This window comes from Hyalangium versicolor (genome assembly GCF_020103695.1).
Taxonomy (GTDB): Bacteria; Myxococcota; Myxococcia; order Myxococcales; family Myxococcaceae; genus Hyalangium; species Hyalangium versicolor.
In genome coordinates, this window is sequence record NZ_JAHXBF010000013.1 from 22,475 (window position 1) to 40,793 (window position 18,319).

Here is an 18,319-nt window from a genome sequence, read left to right on the forward strand (position 1 = left end):
GACGCCTCCTTACTTGGGTGCCGCGGCGGGCGCCGGCTCGGTGGGCTGGATGTACACGCCGTCGAGCACGGGGAGCCCCTGGGCGTCCATCATGAGGCCTCCCAGCTCCGGCGCCACGCGCACTCCCAGCCCCTGTGCATAGAGGGGAAGGATCGGCACCGAGGGGCCCAGTGCCATGGCTCGTTCCCGGGCCCTTGCATCTCGCGCGGCCGCATCCGGCACGCCGCCGATGAGCGGTAGCTCCACGCCGAGCAGATCCTTCCGCCCGGCTGCGTCCAGGACCACGGCCAGCGCCGGGCCCGGCACGGGCGGCAGCAGCAGGGACTGGAGCATCAGATCGAAGTCTCCCTTGGCCCAGCGCGAGCGGAGGATGGTGCGAGGCTGCGGCTCCAGGGCGACCTTGTAGCCGCGATCGTGGAGCTTCACCTGGATGCGCTCGGCCACCGCACGCTGATCCTCATTGGTGACGTCGTAGAGCAGTGTCACCGTCCTGCCTCCGCTCGAGGGCGGTGCGCTCGGACGAGGCTTGGGCGCTTGGGACAGCAACGCGGGCGGCAGCAGGTACGGCATGGGCACGGCCGGCGCACGGACGAAGAGGCGGGTGAGATCCTCGCGATCAATGGCGCTCTCGAAAGCCTGTCGGAAGTCCGCGGGCACTCGGCGCGGCGAGAAGGTGAGGTAGGTGGCGTAGAGGGCCACACCGGTGAGGCTTCCGGAATCCGGAATCACACCCAGCTCCAGCTGCACCTCCCTGGGATTCATGGCCCACATCCGCGCGAGTCCGCGTTCATCCGTCGCGGTGAGCGTGAGGCGATCCAGGTAGGGCCGCCCCTCGGGGTAGCCGATTCGGGCCTCGAGCCGCCCCGGCGCGGCAGTGGCGGCAAACGGCCCTTGCGAGAGCGCGGTGGTGGGGAGTGGCACGGCGAGCGCGGGGTGGCACAGCGCGCGCTCCATGTCCGGCCACGGGAAGGACAGGGGCAGCTCCAAGGTGGTGCCGTTGGAGGAGAGCTGCCGGCCCTCCGTCTGCACGGGGAACAGCAGCGCGCGGTAGGGACTGGGCGCCTCGGGACCGGTGAATCGCGTCCACGCGCGGACCAGCGTGGAGGTCATCGCGAGCGAGGGCAGGGTGATGCGCACCGTCTGGCCCACGGGCCGGGACACTTCGCGGGCAAAGCTGAGGCGAGGGGCGCCGCTGGGGTCCAGCCGGCACACGGAGCGGGATTGCAGGCTGAAGAGCGTGGCGCGCACCGGCGAGTCCGCGAGGGTGGGATCGCCGAGGGGCTCGGAGGAGCCCGTGTGGGCCAGGCGCAATTCGCCCCCATAGGGGACGCGGCCGGCCGCGAGCGCGGAGGTGGCGCAGAGCAGGAGGAGGCAGGCGAGAGCGTGTCGGAGCGTCATGGCGCACCCTGGCGCATGAGGAAGACTTCACCGGAGCCGTCCGGGAGCGCGAGCCCCACCAGCACCTCGCGATGCTTGTCCCCGTCCAGATCGGCGGTGACCACCTGGAGGGCTCGGCCTGGGGGAAGGGCGCTCTGCCAGAGCACTCCGTGGGTGGTGGGATCGTCTCCGGCGAGCGGGAAGACGCGCACCACGTCCGGGACGGGGAACACTTGAGGCGAGGTGGTGATCAGCTCCGGCGTCCCATCCCCGTCGAGATCTCCGAGGGTGCTCCCGGCGCCGAGGCCCTGGATGCGAATAGGCGGGGCAGTAGGGCGCGGATACAGCGAGGCCGAGCCATCCAGGTGAACGAAGAGCATGCGCGGAGGGACCATGCTCGCGGTGGTGAAGGGCGCGGGGACATTGAGGATCCGCCCCTCTCCGAGCCGCACCTCGGCGATGAACGTGGTCTGTCCCTGGGTGAAGGTGCCGCGCTCGTTGGCGCCCAGCGGGGCTGAGTCGAGCGGGCCGAGGGGACGCAGGGCACCCTTGGGCTTGTCGAACACGAGCACCTCGCCATGCGAGTAGCGGGCGGACCAGGCCGCGATGCGCGCGGGCTGGGGGATGATGGCCACGGTGCCGAAGGGTTCGCGGGGTGGAGTCGCGCTTGGCGGGAGGCTGTCGAAGTCCCGCTGCGCCAGGAGGCGCCCGTCGTCGGCGAAGACGGAGACGGCTCGCTCGGTGAGGACGATCACCTCATCCTTGCCATCCCCATCCAGATCGCCTGCGGCCAGGGCGGCAGGAGCCTGCTCGAGGTGGATCATCACCGCGCCCATGAGGCGCACGGCGCGTGGCCCGCTCGCTACGGCCATCGGGGACGAGGCGGACGTGAGCGGCGAGATGGCGGCGAGAGCCAGTGCTCCGGAATCCGCCTCCACCGATCGAGCCAGCGCGGCAGCCGGTGTGGTGGGACGGCTCGGGGTGTCCCCGGACCAGAAGTTCACCCAGGTGCCCAGCACATCGCCCCGGGCACTCACCTCTCCACCCTGCACGGAGACTGTGATGCGCACGAGCGAGCGAGCCCCGCGCTCCCGGGCGAGGGTTTCGGCGGCCTCGGGAGAGGGGGCATTCAGCACGACGGGACCCATCTCCTCGGCGGCGAGCCGTGAGGCCAGCACCGTCCCGAACGCGCGCTGCAACTCAGGAGCCGGGCTGCTCAGGTGCAGTGCGATGGGAGGCTCGGGCTTGAGCGCGAGCACGTCCTCGGCCACGAACTGGACGAGCTGTTCGATGGACGGTGGTCCCGCGGGAGTGGATGCGCTCGAACTGGCCGGAGCAGCGGCCTTCGTGCCGGCCGGAGCAACTGGAGGCTCGGCGGCGAAGGCGAGCGTGGACACCAGGAGCGTGGCGAAGGCTCGGCGCACTGTCATCTCCGCTTGCCGTCGTCGAGGAAGAAGTTGCTCGTGTCCACGGTCCCCACGGGTGGGGCCTCGGCGGTGGGCTGGGTGCCCTCGAGAAAGGGCTCGAGCCGTCCGGGCATGGAGTTGCCGGCGAGCAGGCCAGTGGCCGGATCGATGCGCACCTGGACGATGCCGGGCGGCACCTCGAAGTCGCGCACGGGCAGGCCCTGGTGCGCCACGCGCATGAAGTCCAACCAGATGGGCAGGGCGGCACGGCCACCCGTCTCTGAGCTGCCCAGGGGCGTGGCATCATCGAAGCCCACCCAGGCGCTGGCGACCCAGTCCATGGTGAAGCCGGAGAACCAGGTGTCCTTCGACTCGTTGGTGGTGCCCGTCTTGCCCGCTGCGGGGCGGTTCAGCTCCTTCACCGCGGTGGCCGTGCCCTCCTCCACCACGGCGCGCATCATCGTGACGGCGAGGTAGGCCACCGCCGGGGGCAGCGTCTCTTCGAAGGCAGGGGTGTGCTCCTCCAGCACCTTGCCCTGGGCGGTCTGGACGCGCAGCAGCAGGAGCGGCTCGGCATAGCGCCCCAGGGACTGGAGCGTTGCATAGGCATTGACGGCCTCGAGCATCGTCACCTCACCGGTGCCGAGCGCCAGCGTCAGGTTCTCCGGCATCGGCGAATGGATGCCCGCGCGCTTCGCATAGTCGATGGCCGCGGCGGGGGTGATGGCCTCGATCAGGCGCACGGAGACGGTGTTCTTGGACTTGGTCAGGGCCGTGCGCAGCGTCATGGGGCCCTCGAACTTGCCGTCGAAGTTCTTCGGCTTCCACTGCTTGCCCGTGTACGGGTCGCGGACGGCCTCGGGCGCGTCGTTCACCGTGCTCAGCGGCGTGAAGCGGCCGCTGCCCAGCGCGGCGGCATAGAGGAAGGGCTTGAAGGACGAACCTGGCTGCCGATGGGCCTGGGTGGCGCGGTTGAAGGGCGAGCGTTCGAAGTCATAGCCACCCACCAGGGCCACCACGTTCCGGTTGGCCGGGTTGATGACCACCAGTCCGCCCTGCACGACGGGGATTTGATCGAGCGTGGCCTCGATGTTGGCCGGAGCAGGCAGGGCCTTGAGGACGCGCACGCGCACCAACTGGCCCACCTCGAACACGTCCGAGATGCTCGACGGGGCGCTCTTGCCCTTCTGCCGCGCCCACTTCACGGTGGGGAAGGAGAGTTCCGCGGTGCGGCCCACGAGATCCACCCGGGCGATCCCCTTCTTGTCGTCCACCGAGGTGACATAGCCGGCCAGCCGTAAGCCCTCCTTCAGCGGGCGGAGCGGCACGGAGCCCACCAGGGCCTCCTCGGGGGACGGAGGTGCCTCGCCCTCGGGAGTGAGTTCCGGACGTTGCTCCTCCGCGCCCTCGTCCTCGTCGGTGGGCTTGGGCTCCGGGCTCACCTTGGCCAGCGGAGCCAGGTCCGCCACGTACTCCGAATCCTTCTGCCGCCGGCCCGCCTCCTCGATGCGATGGGCGATGAGGCCCTTGAGGCGCTCGAAGCGGCCGGCTTCCATCGTCCCCAGCGGGCCGCGATAGCCCTGGCGCCGATCCAACGCCTCCAGGCCGTTGCGCACCGACTCCTCCGCTGTGGCCTGCAGCTTGGGCACCATGGCGATCTCCACGCGCAGGCCGCCCTCGAGCACCGCCTCCTCGCCGTAGCGCTCGATGAGGGTGCGGCGGATCTCCTCGGCGTAATACGCGCCCACAGGGGGCGGGGGCCGAGGCGCCAGGGCGATGGGCTTGTCCAACTCCGGCTCCACCTTCTCCTTGGGGAGGAAGCCGTGCTGGATCAGCTGGCCCAGCACGTAGCGCTGGCGCGCCTTGGCGCGCACCATGTTCGTCTCGGGGTTGATGCGATGGGGCGACTGCGGCGTTCCCGCCAGCACCGCGGCCTCGCCGATGCTCAGGTCCTTCGCGTGCTTGCCGAAGTAGTAGAGCGCCGCCTCCTCGAGCCCGTAGCGCCGCTGCCCGTAGTAGATCTGGTTGATGTAGAGGTTGAGGATCTGATCCTTGGTGAGCGCCTGCTCCACACGCGGAGTGAGGATCCACTCGCGGATCTTCCGGCCCAGGCTGCGCTCGGGAGTGAGCAGCAGGTTCTTCACCACCTGCTGCGTGATGGTCGATGCGCCGGACTTGCGGCTGCCGGGGATGAGGTTCTTGAGCGCCGCGCGGGTGATGCCGAAGAAGTCCAGGCCCTCGTGCTTGTAGAAGTCCGCGTCCTCGGCGGCGAGGAACGCGTCGCGCACGTGCTGAGGCAGCTCCTCGATCTGCACGAGCGTGCGGCGCTCCTTGTAGAACTCGGCGCACAGCGAACCATCACCGCAGGTGACCTTCGTCACTTGGGGAGGCTGGTAGTGGCGCAGGGCCTCCACGGAGGGCAGGTCCCGGCTGAAGTAGAGGTAGGCACCCACGCCCGCGGCCACCGCCAGCACCAGACCCACGGCCCCGACGATGAGCAGCCGCTTCGCCCACTTCCAGATGCGGGCACCGAGGCCTGGGCTCGCGGGCGGTGGGGCCAGCGGCGGCGCGGGAGGCTCGGGAGTGGAGGGGACTTCAGGAGGTTGGGGCATCGCTCGGGCCGGAGTCATGGGGCTCGGTGAGAAGGGGACGCACGTTAGACCGATGTACGGGCAACGGGAACCGTCAGCTCCAACGCCCGTTTCGGGCCCTACTGGCCCGAGTCCTCGGTGAGCAGCCCCCCGGGCCCATCACCCTGGGACGACTCGGAGGGTATGACACCGAGGCTTGCCACCTTGTTCATGCGGTCCACGTTGACGCGCGCCTTGACATAGCGCGGGGAGAGCCGGGTGGCGGTGGCATAGGCGGCCTGGGCCTCGTCGGTGCGGCCGAGACGCTCGTAGGCCACGCCGAGGTTGTTGTGGACATAGGCCACCTGGGGCAGCAGGGCGGCGGCGCGGGCGAGCACCTCGGCGGCCTTGGCATTCTCGTTGGCGCGCAGCCAGGCGAGGCCGAGGTTGTTGAGGGCGTAGCCGTGCTCGGGTGCCAGGTGGACGGCCTGCTGGAAGCGGAGGATGGCCTCGGAGAGGTTGCCCGCGGCCATGTACGCACGCCCGAGCACCAGATAGGCATCTGGCTCCTCGGGATCTCGCGAGATGGCCACCTCGCCCACGCGGATGGCCTCGGTGGAGCGGCCCACGGAGATGAGGAGGCGTGCCTGCTGGACAAGCGGGGAGGCCTCGTCCGGATTCAGGCGCCCGATTTGGTCGAGGGCGAGCACGGCGAGCTCCGTCTTTCCCGTGAGGCGTCCCAGGCGGGCAATGGCGTTCAGGGTCTCTTCATCCTCGGGGTTGTCGTAGAGGGCGCGTCGGTACTCGGTGAGGGCACCGGAGAGATCGCCCAACTCGTGCAGCGTCCGGGCGCGCACGCCGTGGTTCACGCGGCTCAGGTGCCCATGGGCGAGGGGCAGCGTATCCGCAGGGACGGGTGGCTCCTCCACTGGGGGTGCGAGCGGCTTGGGCGCCGAGCGGGGCAGGGCGAGGAAGGAGGGGATGAGCGCCTCGACAGGAGAGGACACCTCGACAGCCGTGTCGGACGCAGTGAGCCGCGAGGGATACGAACCCTGGAGACCCTGGTGGGCGATGAGCGCCAGGGCGACCAGCGCGGGGACGAGCGCCGAGGTCAGGTGGGGCTTCGAGGGGCAGGACACAGGGGCCTTCATCATGACGGTCTCCTGCCCGGTCTCATTGCGATGCCCGTGCCAGGAGGATTTCCCTCGAAAGCGGGGAGAAGTGTGTCCAGAGGGCCGCAGGGGGTAGGGAAAAGCGTGGAAGGGACGCGGGTGACGTGCGACGGTGCCGCGCGATGAAGATCGCCACCTGGAACGTGAACTCGGTGCGGGCGCGCCAGGAGCGCTTGCTCAACTGGCTGAAGAACCACCAGCCAGACGTGCTCTGCCTGCAGGAACTCAAGTGCGTGGAGAAGGACTTCCCCACGGAGGCCGTGCGCGAGCTGGGCTACCACGCGGCGCTGCACGGGCAGAAGACGTACAACGGCGTGGCCATCCTCTCGAAGGCGGAGCCCCAGGACGTGGTGCAGGGGATCTCGGACGACGTGGAGGATCCGCAGGCGCGCGTGGTGGCGGCGACGGTGAACGGGGTGCGGGTGGTGAGTGTGTACGCGCCGAACGGGCAGGCGGTGGACTCGCCAGCGTACGTGTACAAGCTGGAGTGGTATACGCGGCTGCGGCGCTACCTGGACACTCGCCACCAGCCGAGCCAGCCGTTGGTGCTGTGCGGCGACTGGAACGTGGCGCCCGAGAACATCGACGTGTGGGATCCAGCGTTGTGGGAGGGGCAGACGCTGTTCACGTTGAGGGAGCGGGACGCGCTGCAGCGGCTGTGCGCGTTCGGGCTGACGGACACGTTCCGGAAGCTGCACCCGGCCGAGCAGAAGTTCAGCTGGTGGGACTACCGGGAGCTGGGGTTTCCGAAGAACAAGGGCGTGCGCATCGACCACATCTTCGCCACGGCGCCACTGGTGGAGCGGTTGGAGAAGGCGGAGATCGATCGCGAGGAGCGTAAGGGCAAGCAGCCCTCGGACCACGCGCCCGTGTGGGCCGAATTCCGGAGCTGACGGAGCGAATGGCTCGCCGCTTCAATACCGCCGGGCCGTGTCTGCCGGACCTGCACTACATGATCCCCGCCGAGCGTCGGCTGCCCGAGGCGCCCGGTCTGGTGGACCAGATGGGATACTTCGTGGTGCATGCGCCACGGCAGACGGGCAAGACCACGGCGCTGCAAGCCCTGGCGAGGCGGTTGACGGATTCCGGTCGCTATGCGGCGCTTCACTTCTCCTGCGAAGAGGGAGAAGCGGCGGGGGACAACTATGGCTCGGCGCAGCGAGCCCTCCTGCGCACGTTGGCGCTGTTCGCGCAGCTGAACCTTCCCGCGGAACTGCGCCCGCCTCCCTTTCAGCTCGAAGGGGATGAAGGGCTGGTGCTGACCAACCTCTCTGCCTGGGCTCAGGTGTGTCCCCGGCCGCTGGTGCTTTTCCTGGACGAGATCGATGCGCTGCGCGGCCAGAGCCTTATCAGCGTGCTGCGCCAATTGCGTGCCGGTTTCTCCCATCGTCCTGACGCCTTCCCCTCTTCTGTCGTCCTGTGCGGACTGCGGGACGTGCGGGACTACAAGGCCGCCAGCGGCGGAGACCCCGAGCGGCTCGGCACCGCCAGCCCCTTCAACATCAAGCTCGAGTCACTCCGGCTCGGTGACTTCAGCCAGGACGAAGTGGCAGACCTGTACGCGCAGCACACCGCTGAGACGGGTCAGCGTTTCAGCGAGGATGCCGTGGCGCGCGCCTTCGAGCTGACGCGAGGCCAGCCATGGCTCGTCAATGCGGTGGCCCGGGAGATCATCGAGAAGATGGCCGTGCCCGTGAGCGAGCCCATCACGATTGATCATGTGGAGCGAGCCAAGGAGCGCCTGATTCTCGAACGCGCCACGCACCTGGACTCCTTGGTGGCCCGTCTGCACGAGCCGCGAGTACGTCGAGTCCTGGAGCCGTTGATGGCCGGTACTGTTACGGCCAGCGACACCTACCAGGACGACGTGCAGTACGTCCGGGATCTCGGGTTGTGCGCTTCGGACAACCCGTTGCGAGTGGCCAATCCCATCTACCGGGAAGTCATTGCGCGGGTGCTCGCCGGGGACGTCGAACTGCAGATCCAGGCTGAACCCAAGAGCTTCGTTCTGCCGGATGGTCGGCTGGACTTCGAGCGGTTCCTCCGGGAGTTCGTGGCCTTCTGGCGGCTGCACTGCGATGTGCTGGCCGCCGGAGTCAGCTACCACGAGGTGGCACCGCAGTTGGTGCTCATGGCTTTCCTCCAGCGCGTGGTGAACGGCGGGGGCTTCGTCGAGCGGGAGTACGGCGTAGGCCGAGGACGCATCGATTTGCTGGTGCGCTGGCCCTACCTGGAGCAGGGCCAACGACAGTGGCAGCAGCATGCGTTGGAGCTGAAGGTGTGGCGAGAGCAGGAGGCGGACCCGCTGGCCGAGGGACTGGTACAGCTGGAGATCTACCTGGAGCGCTTGGGATTGGAGGAGGGGGTACTTGTCATCTTCGATCGCCGGAAGCAGGCGGGTGGCAAGCCGCAGGGCTCCTTCGAGGAGTCCCAGACTTCCTCGGGCCGCAAGGTGACCGTTCTGCGGGCCTGAGCGGCAGGGGCTTCGTGAAGCCGCCAAGGGTGGTACCAGGGGAGCGGGCTTTCAGCTGATGGGCGGAGGGGCTGCCCCGGACTTGGCGTGCCTGCGATATTAAAGGTTCTACTGTTGGGACACTGCTGGACCGAGCACGGCTGGCACGGCTTCGCGGAGGAAGATTCGGATGGACTGCGACTGGCTCATCATCGGCTCGGGGTTTGGCGGCAGCGTGAGCGCGCTGCGGCTGACGGAGAAGGGCTATCGCGTGGTGATGCTGGAGAAGGGCCGGCGCCTCCAGGCCCAGGACTTCCCCAAGACGAACTGGAACCTCAAGCGCTGGCTGTGGATGCCGCAGCTCGGCTGGCGCGGGCTGTTCAAGATGACGTTCTTCCGCCACGTCACCGTGCTCTCGGGGGTGGGCGTGGGCGGTGGCTCGCTCGTCTACGCGAACACGCTGCCCATCCCGAAGGACTACTTCTTCCAGAACGGCGACTGGAGCCGGTTGGCGGATTGGAAGACCGAGCTGGCGCCGCACTACGAGAAGGCTCGGCGGATGCTCGGGGCCACGGTGAATCCGCTGACCACCTACCCGGATCAGATCATCCAGGAGGTGGGCAAGGAGATGGGCCGCATGGATTTCCAGCCCACCACCGTGGCCGTGTACTTCGGCAAGCCGGGCGTCACCGTGCCGGATCCGTACTTCAACGGCGAGGGCCCCGAGCGGACCGGCTGTAACTCGTGCGGCGGCTGCATGCTCGGTTGCCGCTTCGGTGCGAAGAACACGCTGGACAAGAACTACCTCTATCTCGCGGAGAAGCGAGGGCTGACCATCCACGCGGACACGGAGGTCACGTGGGTGCGTCCGCTGGAGGGCGGCGGCTATGAGGTGGAGGCCCTGGAGGGCACATCGGTCTTCTTCCGGCGCAAGCGGCGCTTCACCGCATGCAACGTCATCTTCGCGGGAGGCGTTCTTGGCACGGTGGACCTGCTGCTGAAGCTCAAGGCGAGCCCGGAGGGGCTCCCGCGGCTCTCAGACCGGGTGGGAGACGGAGTCCGCACCAACTCCGAGGCACTCATCGGCGTGGTGACTCCGAAGACGGACAAGGATCTGTCCAAGGGCATCGCGATCGGTTCCATCCTCCACACGGACGAGCACTCGCATCTGGAGCCGGTGCGCTACTCGGCGGGATCGGGCTTCTTCCGGACGCTCTCGGCGCCGTACGTCACGGGGGAGGGGCCCATGACACGGCTGGCCCGGCTCATCGGAGTGATGTTCCGCCATCCGCTCCAACTGCTCCGGGTGATGGTGGCGCGCGACTACGCCAAGCAGACGATCATCCTCCTCTACATGCGCATGCTGGACGGGTACCTGAGCATGAAGCGCGGCCGTGGGCTCATGACGGGGTTGCGCATGGGACTGACCACGGCGCTCAAGGCGGGGCCTGCTCCCACGGCCAACATCCCCGAAGCCGCGGAGTTGGCCCACCGTGTCGCAGATAAGATCGGCGGCATGCCGATGAGCCTGGCCAACGAGACGGTGCTGGGCATCCCCACGACGGCGCACATCCTCGGCGGGAGCTGCATGGGGGACTCAGTGCAGACGGGCGTCATCGACGCCCAGCACCGCGTGCATGGCTATGAGGGCCTGTATGTCATCGACGGCTCCGCTGTCTCCGCGAACCCAGGCGTCAATCCCTCGTTGACGATCACCGCGCTGGCCGAGCGGGCCATGACCTTCATCCCGGTGAAGAAGCAACTGGAACAGGGACAGACAGAGGCTTCGGCCGAGGGCTCACCTTCCGCCGCCGTGGCGGGATGACCCCACACCCGGCGCAGCGGCTCAGAAGTTCACCACGAGCCGCTCCCAGTTCGCGCTCATGGGTATCTCGAGGACGCCGTCCTTCATGGAGCCCAGCTCCAATGCTCCCGTGACGGAGCGCACGCCCTTCACTCCATAGATGTACAGCGTCTCCCGCTGGCGAGGGGAGGCCAGGTTGCCCTGGACCTTCCGATCCAGCCAGAACCGGCCGCGGTCCATGCCTCCGGTGATGAGGGAGATTCGTGACTCCCCGTACCCGTCACCCTCATCCTCGTAGAGCCGCGTGCGCACGTCCGGTCCCGCGTGGATGTGCCACTCGAGGTGTTCCCAGTTCGCCGTCGTCGTGTGCAGCGCGGGCTTAGTGAGCGCGACCGCTCCCCCCGCACGGAGCCAGATCGGCACCGTGTCCAGCCGGCCTTCTCCGATGATGTGCTGCCCACCCTCGCGCACTGCCTCGGCCCGCTCCATGTTGGGCCACTCCAGCCACTGGCCCTTCGGCAGGTACACCAGCCGCTTCGTGTGCCCCGGCTTCGTAATGGGCGCCACCAGCAGATCCCTGCCGAAGAGGAACTGGTCGAACGCTCGCAGCGCCTCCGGGTCCGCCGGGTCCAGCATCAGCAGTGGACGCAGCACCGGCAACCCCGTCTCCGCGGCCTCCTGCATCAGCGAGTACAACGTGGGCAGCAGCCGGTACCGCCGCTCCATCGCTGCCTTCGCCAGCTCCTGGAACTTCTCGCCAAAGCGCCACGGCTCCTGGAACGGCATCGGCTTCGCCGCGTGGTTGCGCATCAGCGGGTAGAACGTCCCCAACTGCGTCCACCGCGTGAACAGCTCCGCGCTCGGCCGGCCGATGAAGCCCGGGATGTCCACTCCCGTGAAAGGCACTCCCGACAGCCCCAGCCCCATGAGCATCGGCATCGACAGCTCCAGGTGCTCCCAGTGGCTCGAGTTGTCTCCCGTCCAGGCCGCCGCGTAGCGCTGGATCCCCGCGTACCCCGCCCGTGTCAGCAGGAAGGGGCGGCGGTGTGGCGCGTGCCTCTGGAAGCCCTCGAAGGCCGCCTTCGTCATCGCCATGCCGTAGGCGTTGTGCACCTCCAAGTGCCGCTTCTTCCCGTGCCTCGCCGCGTACGGCAGCGTCTTGCCCTCCCGCCGCTTGGCCTCCTCCATCCGCCCGCCCATCGCCGACACGCTCCCCGTGGCCTCGATCAGCTCGAAGCACGCCGGCTCGTTCATGTCGTTCCAGAAGCCCGCGATGCCCTGCTCGAGGAACTCCTGATGCCAGTCTCCCCACCACTGCTGCACCTCCGGGCGTGTGAAGTCCGGGAACACCGCGGGCCGTGCCCAGACTTCGCCCACCAGCACGTCCCCGCTGTCGGCCCGCACCAGGTAGTCCTGTTCCTTCGCCTCCTCATAAGTGGCGTAGCCGGGCTCGGCCTTCACGTTGGGGTTGATGATGGGCACCAGCTTCACACCCGCGCTCGCCGCCTCGCGCGTGAGCCCCTGCGGATCCGGGAACCGCGAGCGATCCCACGTCCACACCTTGTACGCGTCCAGGTAGTCGATATCGAGGTACACCGCGTCCAGCGGCAGTCCCCGCGAACGGTACGCCTGGATGACACCGCGAATGTCGTCCGCGCTCTCGTAGCCCCAACGCGACTGCTGCGCCCCCAGGCTCCACAGCGGAGGCAGCGGTGGCCGGCCCGTCAGCGCCGCATACCGGCGCACCACGTCCGCCGGGTGCGGCCCCACGAAGAGGTACACATCCAGCTCCGGTCCCCAGCTCTCCCACCGCACCCGGTCCGGCTCTCCGTAGGCCACGTCCACCTCGGAGCGCCACGTCTCGTCCAGGAAGAAGCCCCACGCGGTGCCCGCGCGCAGGCCCAGGCAGAAGGGGATGGAGATGTAGAGCGGATCCGTATCCGGGTGGTGCGGCATCACATCCGTGTTCCAGAACGTGAGGCGCATCCCTCGCTTGTCCAGGCTGCCCACCTTCTCCCCAAAGCCCAGGTACGCCTCGTCCGGAGGCGCGGCCAGCGCCAGCCGCGTCCGGTGGTGGTTCAGCGGCATGTTCGGCGAGGACTCGCCCGACACCGACTCGCACCGCGCGAGCTCCCGGCCCTCCACGTCCCGGAAGACCCATGTCCCCGTTGCAGCCGACAGCTCCAGCGCCACGCCTTCCGCGCTGATGTGGATCGTCTCTCCCTCGCGGCGGACCTGCAGCGGCAGGGCGTCATCGGAAATCACCGCCCAGGATTGCTTGTGCGCCAGCTGCGGGTGAAGGAATCCCACGCCCGCTGAAGAGGGCGAGTGGCGCAGGCGCAGCACTCCCGGCAGCGGGCATCGGACTTCGAGCGCGGCGCGCGCTCCCCAGAGGTGCAGGCGGGTGGGCTCGATGGAGCTGTCGGTGAGGCGCATGGCCGCGATTGTATGGATGCTGGCCGGGCAGGCGACTGCAATCGGAAGCGAGAGGGGGGATGCAGGCGTTATCGCAGGAGTTCCGTTTCGTGACGCACTGCTCCGACATGCCAACACCCGTGAGAGGCCCCTCAGAGGGCTCCTGGGGAAGGCAGCGGGGTGATCGCGAGACCGAGGTGAGACGACATGAGGAATCGGCATGCCCGCCTCCACGCTGGAGGGCTGTGGCGAGCCCCTCGCTGCCGTGGTGCAGGGGGGCTCGTGGCGGCGCTTCTGCTGGGCCTCGGGTGTGAAGCCACAAACCCTGGAAGGACGACCGCAACCATGCATGGAATAAGAGCAACCCGGTTGAACGAGAACCTGGCACGCATGGGTCGGCTGGAGGCTCGGCCTCTGCGCCCCATGTTCGATAGCCGTCCGCGCGGAAAGATGCCGCTCGGTCTCGGAGGCAAGCGCGATGGCTTCCTCTACGTGCCCGAGATCTATCGCGCGGACCATCCAGCGCCGTTGGTGGTGATGCTCCATGGGGCGGGGGGCCACGCGCAGCACGCTCTGGGAATCCTCCAGAAGCTGGCCGACACGGAGGGCATCATCGTTCTCGTGCCGGAGTCTCGGGGCGCGACGTGGGATGTCATCCGAGGGAGCTACGGGCCGGACGTGCTCTTCATCGATCAGGCGCTCTCGTTTGTCTTCGAGCACTACGCGGTGGACCCGGCGCACGTGGCCATCGGTGGCTTCTCCGATGGCGCCTCGTATGCCCTCTCGCTGGGGATCTCCAACGGAGACATGTTCACGCACGTCCTCGCGTTCTCCCCGGGGTTCGCCGCGCCGCAGGAGCAGCATGGCCAGCCACGCATCTTCGTCTCCCACGGGACAGATGATCAGGTGCTCCCCATCGACCCGTGCAGTCGGCGCCTCGTGCCCAGGCTCGAGGGCGTGGGCTACGACGTGCTCTACCGGGAGTTCGACGGCGCGCACACCGTCCCCGCGGAGATCGCGCGCGAGGCGGCAGAGTGGTTCCTGTCCGCCCAGCGCTGACTCCTTCGGAGGATTCCTTGCGGTGGCCGTGTCACTTCTTGCGAAGGACCTCGGCCGGCAGGTTGCGTCGGGCGGGATCCAGGATGGCTGCCAGGACCATGACAAGTGGGCTGGGCAGCATCACCAGTCCGAGGATGAAGAGGAACCGCAGGATACGAACGAAGAACTTGAAGAGGGCGCGCGCACGGGCACGCACCCCACGAGGATGGGGTGTCACGAGTTGCTCCACGAGCTGAAGGGAAAGGCGTTCCAGGAACAGGGACCCGGAACGGCTCAGTGGAGAAGCGCTCGGTGAGCGATGAACAAGCGGCGCGGAGGACCTGGCGGGCGCGTCTCAGGGGCCAGTCTCGGGGACTCGGCTCGCGCGTGGACCTGGAGGAAGGATCCCACCGCGGCAGGCACGTGCACAGCCGCCTGAGCTGCCTCGCGCTGCTTCGGGGAGTCACGCCGCTCGACCGAGAGCGTCACCTCGGCGCGAGCGGCGGGGAGTGCATGTGCAGGCACCGCGCCCAGAGCGAGCGCCAGGCTTGTCAGCCCCAGCCTCAGCCAGCGGGCGATGCGGTGCAGGTGTCCGGACATGCGGGGCTCAACGTATCCACCGCTTCCCGCCTGTCAAAACCACCCTGAAATCGAGCAGTTGTCAGCCCTCAGGCAGAGCGGCTTGCCCGGCTCACGGGCGGGGCGTGCCTCGGGGGCTCCCCGGTTTCCCTTCGCGAGAATCTTTTTCGGATGTCCGCGCAACTCCTACAGCTACCCACCGATAACAGGGTTGTCATCTCACTCGCTGAGAAATTGGAGCTTTCGCCATGACCACGCTTTCGACTTCGACCGTTCGCGCGACGGCGCTCCCCCTGGCCGCAACGACCCTGGCGCCGCCCACCCTCAAGGAGGGCGCGCGTGGCTCGCAGGTGGTGGACCTGCAGCGCAAGCTCGCGGCGGCGGGGTTCAGCCCGGGCTCGGCGGATGGAGTCTTCGGCCCGAAGACCACGACCGCGGTGAAGTCCTTTCAGCGCGCCAAGGGGCTGACCGCCGACGGCATCGTCGGGCCGCAGACATGGAACGCGCTCAACGCGCCGCCTCCGTCCTCCCAGCCCGTACTCAAGCAGGGGGCTCGCGGCTCGGCGGTGGTGGATCTCCAGAAGAAGCTGGCCGCGCACGGCTTCAGCCCGGGTGCCGCGGATGGCGTCTTCGGTCCGGGGACCGAGGCCGCGGTGAAGTCCTTCCAGAGCGCCAAGGGCCTGACCGCGGACGGTGTCGTGGGAGCCAAGACGTGGGCCGCGCTGGCCGCCGCTCCGACGAAGCCCACGGATCCGGGCCCTGTCTCCGGAGGCGTGTCGCTGCAGCAGCTCAAGCAGATCATGCCGCACCTGTCGGATGCCCGGGCTCGCGAGTGCTTGCCGCACCTCAACAAGGCCATGGCCGAGGCGGGCATCAACACTCCGAAGCGCCAGGCCGCCTTCCTGGCGCAGCTGGCGCACGAGAGCGGTGAGTTCCGCTACTTCGAGGAGATCGCTTCGGGCGCGGCGTACGAGGGCCGCAAGGACCTGGGCAACATCTACCCGGGTGACGGCGTTCGCTACAAGGGTCGGGGCCCCATCCAGCTCACGGGCCGCAACAACTACCGGGCGGCGGGCAAGGCGCTGGGCATCGATCTGGAGAACAACCCCAAGCGCGCGGCGGACGTGGACGTGGGCTTCCGCACCGCCGCGTGGTTCTGGAACAGCCGCAACCTGAACACTTACGCGGACGCGGGCAACTTCCGCGAGATCACCCGGCGCATCAACGGCGGCTACAACGGCCTGTCCAGCCGCGAGGCCTACTACGCCCGCGCCAAGCAGGTGCTGGGCGCGTAGTCCATAGTCCTCGGCCAGCAGGGCCCTCGCGTCGAGCCTGGACGCGGGGGCACCCGCGGGCCTCAGCGGCCGCTCAGAGGCGGACCTGGATCTCGTAGCGCCGGTTCTTCGCCTTCTTCGCCGCCGTGTCGTCGGGCTTCACCAGCATCTGCTCCGAGCCGCGGCCCACCGCGATGATCTCGTCCTTGGCAATGCCTCGCGCCACCAGCTCCTTCACGATGACGGCGGCGCGCTTCTCGCTGAGCTCCTTGTTCTTCGCCGCGTCGCCGCTCGAGTCGGTGTGGCCGGACACCTCGAACTTGTAGTTCTTCACGCCGCCGGAATCGAGTTGCTTCTTCGCGTCCACGAGCGCGGACGTGAGCTTCTTGAGCTTCTGATCACAGCCGGGCTCCAGCACGTCGGTGCCGGACTTGAAGCTGCACTGGTTCTTGCTGGCATCCTGCTTCAGCTTGGAGTTGATCTTCTTCTCCAGCGCGGCCTTGCCCGCATCGCCCACTTCCTTGCCCGCGGCCTTCTTGATCGAGTCGAGCGGGCCCTGCGCGAGCGCCACTCCAGGAGCCACCATCAGCGAGACCGTCATGCACAGCGCCTTCAACCGCATATGTACCTCCAGTGAAGTCATCGGGTTCTGCGGGCCCAAGGCTGCCCAGGAGTGCCCCGCGCGTCCATCTCCATGACGCCTCCTGGCGGGGGTTGGCGTCGCGGGCGTGAGGGAGCAGGATGCGCCGCCCGCCCCCCCGAGGAGGAAGCGCCGTGAGCACGGAACGTAACGAGCGATGGCAACAGCTGCTGTCCGGGCATCGCCTGGGCTCCACTCGCACGCCCGAGCTCCAGGATGAGCGGACCGAGTTCGACAAGGACTACGACCGCATCGTCTTCTCCAGCGCCTTCCGCCGGCTGCATGACAAGACGCAGGTGTTTCCGCTCTCCACGAGCGACTACACGCGGACGCGGTTGACCCACAGCATCGAGGCCTCGTGCGTGGGGCGCACGCTGGGCCAGTTGGCCGGTAAGGCGCTGAACCGCCAGAACGTGAAGGTGGATCCCTCGCATCTGGGCACGCTCGTCGCGGCGGCCTGCCTGGCGCATGACATCGGCAACCCGCCGTTCGGGCACTCGGGAGAGGCTGCCATCCAGCACTGGGCCGAGAAGAAGCTCGTGCCGCCCGCGGAATCGTCCCCCAGCGCCCCGAGCCCGTTCGCCACGGAGACCGAGTGGAAGGACCTGGTGAACTTCGAAGGCAACGCGCAGGGTTTCCGCATCCTCAGCCGGCTCCAGGCGCGCGAGCGGCAGGGTGGCATGCGCTATACGGTGGCGACGCTCGGGGCCATGAGCAAGTACCCCCGCCCCTCCGTCATCCCGGGCCGCGAGCGGGACAAGAGCCGCATCTCGGAGAAGAAGTTCGGATATTTCCAGGACGACGCGGCGCTCGCATGCGAGGCGTACCGGCGGCTCTGTCTGCAGGAGCGAGGGCCCGGAGTGTTTGCCCGCCACCCGCTCGCCTTCCTCGTCGAGGCGGCGGATGACATCTGCTACGCCGTCATCGATCTGGAGGACTCGGCCATGCTGGGCCTCATCCCCATCGACAAGGCGTGCGCGCTGCTGGAGAACGTGGCGCGGGTGCGAGGGGGCTACATTCCTCCGGCGGAGCTCCAGCCCGAGAGCCGCCTGGGGGCGCTGCGCTCGAGCGCCATTGGCGTGCTCATCCACGAGTGCGTCGTGCTGTTCTCGGAGGTGGTGGGGGAGATGGAGCAGGGGCGCTGGGAACAGTCGCTCGCCTCGGCTCGGGAGAGCGTGAGTGGTCTCCTCAAGGAGATCACTCGCATCACCCGCGAGAAGGGCTACGAGAGCGAGCGCGTCCTGCAGATCGAGAGCGCCGGTTTCAGGACACTCGGAGGGCTGCTGGACATGTTCGCCTCCGCCGTCGTCAAGGACTCACCCAACAAGGAGGAGAAGAAGCTGCGCCAGCTCCTCCCTCTGGAGTTCCTCCAGCGTCCTGGCGCGCACGAGCCGGATCGCCACGAGGCCATCCGGCGCCTCTCTCCATACCAGCGCCTTCTCTGCGTCACCGACTACATCTCCGGCATGACCGATGGGAACGCCGTGGAGCTCTACCAGCGGCTCTCAGGCATCAAACTTCCCGCGTAAGGCCCGCGCCGCCTGGAGACAGGTGCTACTGGGTTGCAATACTGCGAACCTGAAAAATTGCGT

Annotated in this window: 14 protein-coding genes; 6 read left to right on the top strand and 8 right to left on the bottom strand. The window is 68.2% G+C overall.

Going from position 1 to position 18,319, the window contains the following annotated elements:
• Positions 1–9: 9 nt before the first annotated feature.
• From KY501_RS26150 to KY501_RS26165, 4 genes are all read right to left on the bottom strand, one after another.
• On the bottom strand, positions 10–1,398 hold the full coding sequence (locus KY501_RS26150; RefSeq protein ID WP_224366170.1) for an ABC transporter substrate-binding protein: 1,389 nt from the start codon (positions 1,396–1,398) through the stop codon (positions 10–12).
• On the bottom strand, positions 1,395–2,807 hold the full coding sequence (locus KY501_RS26155; protein WP_224366171.1) for an FG-GAP repeat domain-containing protein: 1,413 nt from the start codon (positions 2,805–2,807) through the stop codon (positions 1,395–1,397). Before KY501_RS26155 ends, KY501_RS26150 begins: the two co-directional genes overlap by 4 nt.
• Entirely contained in the window at positions 2,804–5,395 is a 2,592-nt protein-coding gene (locus tag KY501_RS26160) for a penicillin-binding protein 1A (protein WP_373691643.1), read from the bottom strand. The genes KY501_RS26155 and KY501_RS26160 overlap by 4 nt, the downstream gene beginning before the upstream one ends.
• A gap of 98 nt (positions 5,396–5,493) precedes the next feature.
• A complete protein-coding gene (locus KY501_RS26165; RefSeq protein ID WP_224366173.1) occupies positions 5,494–6,507 on the bottom strand; it encodes a tetratricopeptide repeat protein in 1,014 nt (337 codons plus the stop codon).
• 140 nt (positions 6,508–6,647) lie between these two features.
• Here KY501_RS26165 and xth point away from each other — a divergent pair, with 140 nt between their 5' ends.
• The 3 genes from xth to KY501_RS26180 all read left to right on the top strand — a co-directional run bounded on the left by xth (position 6,648) and on the right by KY501_RS26180 (position 10,802).
• Positions 6,648–7,418, top strand: coding sequence for an exodeoxyribonuclease III (xth, locus tag KY501_RS26170; RefSeq protein WP_224366174.1), 771 nt, complete (start codon positions 6,648–6,650; stop codon positions 7,416–7,418).
• A gap of 8 nt (positions 7,419–7,426) precedes the next feature.
• Positions 7,427–8,998 (top strand): ATP-binding protein, encoded by a 1,572-nt coding sequence (locus tag KY501_RS26175; protein ID WP_224366175.1) that lies wholly within the window; start codon positions 7,427–7,429, stop codon positions 8,996–8,998.
• Positions 8,999–9,167: 169 nt separating this feature from the next.
• Positions 9,168–10,802, top strand: a complete 1,635-nt coding sequence (locus tag KY501_RS26180; protein ID WP_224366176.1) for a GMC oxidoreductase — start codon at positions 9,168–9,170, stop codon at positions 10,800–10,802.
• Positions 10,803–10,823: 21 nt separating this feature from the next.
• On the opposite strand, the gene KY501_RS26185 is transcribed toward KY501_RS26180, so the two are convergent.
• A complete protein-coding gene (locus KY501_RS26185) occupies positions 10,824–13,217 on the bottom strand; it encodes a glycoside hydrolase family 31 protein (RefSeq protein WP_224366177.1) in 2,394 nt (797 codons plus the stop codon).
• Between the two features lie 348 nt (positions 13,218–13,565).
• Between KY501_RS26185 and KY501_RS26190 the strand changes: the two genes are divergently transcribed.
• Positions 13,566–14,255 (top strand): alpha/beta hydrolase, encoded by a 690-nt coding sequence (locus KY501_RS26190; RefSeq protein ID WP_224366178.1) that lies wholly within the window; start codon positions 13,566–13,568, stop codon positions 14,253–14,255.
• A gap of 31 nt (positions 14,256–14,286) precedes the next feature.
• On the opposite strand, the gene KY501_RS26195 is transcribed toward KY501_RS26190, so the two are convergent.
• Together KY501_RS26195 and KY501_RS26200 are read right to left on the bottom strand one after the other, a co-directional pair.
• The gene (locus KY501_RS26195) at positions 14,287–14,472 is read right to left on the bottom strand and encodes a hypothetical protein (RefSeq protein WP_224366179.1); all 186 of its coding nucleotides are present in this window, start codon (positions 14,470–14,472) and stop codon (positions 14,287–14,289) included.
• 56 nt (positions 14,473–14,528) lie between these two features.
• A complete protein-coding gene (locus KY501_RS26200; RefSeq protein WP_224366180.1) occupies positions 14,529–14,834 on the bottom strand; it encodes a hypothetical protein in 306 nt (101 codons plus the stop codon).
• Between the two features lie 227 nt (positions 14,835–15,061).
• On the opposite strand from KY501_RS26200, the gene KY501_RS26205 reads away from it, so the two are divergent.
• Positions 15,062–16,108 (top strand): peptidoglycan-binding protein, encoded by a 1,047-nt coding sequence (locus tag KY501_RS26205; protein ID WP_224366181.1) that lies wholly within the window; start codon positions 15,062–15,064, stop codon positions 16,106–16,108.
• Between the two features lie 73 nt (positions 16,109–16,181).
• On the opposite strand, the gene KY501_RS26210 is transcribed toward KY501_RS26205, so the two are convergent.
• Positions 16,182–16,709 (bottom strand): OmpA family protein, encoded by a 528-nt coding sequence (locus KY501_RS26210; RefSeq protein WP_224366182.1) that lies wholly within the window; start codon positions 16,707–16,709, stop codon positions 16,182–16,184.
• A gap of 152 nt (positions 16,710–16,861) precedes the next feature.
• Here KY501_RS26210 and dgt point away from each other — a divergent pair, with 152 nt between their 5' ends.
• Positions 16,862–18,256 carry a dGTP triphosphohydrolase gene (gene dgt / locus KY501_RS26215; RefSeq protein WP_224366183.1) on the top strand — a complete coding sequence of 465 codons (1,395 nt, stop codon included), beginning with the start codon at positions 16,862–16,864 and terminating at the stop codon, positions 18,254–18,256.
• Positions 18,257–18,319: the final 63 nt, after the last annotated feature.

Coding starts and splice junctions, on each gene's coding strand:
- KY501_RS26150 (WP_224366170.1), bottom strand. CDS start 1,398: ATGACGCTCCGACACGCTCTCGCCTGCCTCCTCCTGCTCTGCGCCACC.
- KY501_RS26155 (WP_224366171.1), bottom strand. CDS start 2,807: ATGACAGTGCGCCGAGCCTTCGCCACGCTCCTGGTGTCCACGCTCGCC.
- KY501_RS26160 (WP_373691643.1), bottom strand. CDS start 5,395: ATGCCCCAACCTCCTGAAGTCCCCTCCACTCCCGAGCCTCCCGCGCCG.
- KY501_RS26165 (WP_224366173.1), bottom strand. CDS start 6,507: ATGATGAAGGCCCCTGTGTCCTGCCCCTCGAAGCCCCACCTGACCTCG.
- xth (WP_224366174.1), top strand. CDS start 6,648: ATGAAGATCGCCACCTGGAACGTGAACTCGGTGCGGGCGCGCCAGGAG.
- KY501_RS26175 (WP_224366175.1), top strand. CDS start 7,427: ATGGCTCGCCGCTTCAATACCGCCGGGCCGTGTCTGCCGGACCTGCAC.
- KY501_RS26180 (WP_224366176.1), top strand. CDS start 9,168: ATGGACTGCGACTGGCTCATCATCGGCTCGGGGTTTGGCGGCAGCGTG.
- KY501_RS26185 (WP_224366177.1), bottom strand. CDS start 13,217: ATGCGCCTCACCGACAGCTCCATCGAGCCCACCCGCCTGCACCTCTGG.
- KY501_RS26200 (WP_224366180.1), bottom strand. CDS start 14,834: ATGTCCGGACACCTGCACCGCATCGCCCGCTGGCTGAGGCTGGGGCTG.
- KY501_RS26205 (WP_224366181.1), top strand. CDS start 15,062: ATGACCACGCTTTCGACTTCGACCGTTCGCGCGACGGCGCTCCCCCTG.
- KY501_RS26210 (WP_224366182.1), bottom strand. CDS start 16,709: ATGCGGTTGAAGGCGCTGTGCATGACGGTCTCGCTGATGGTGGCTCCT.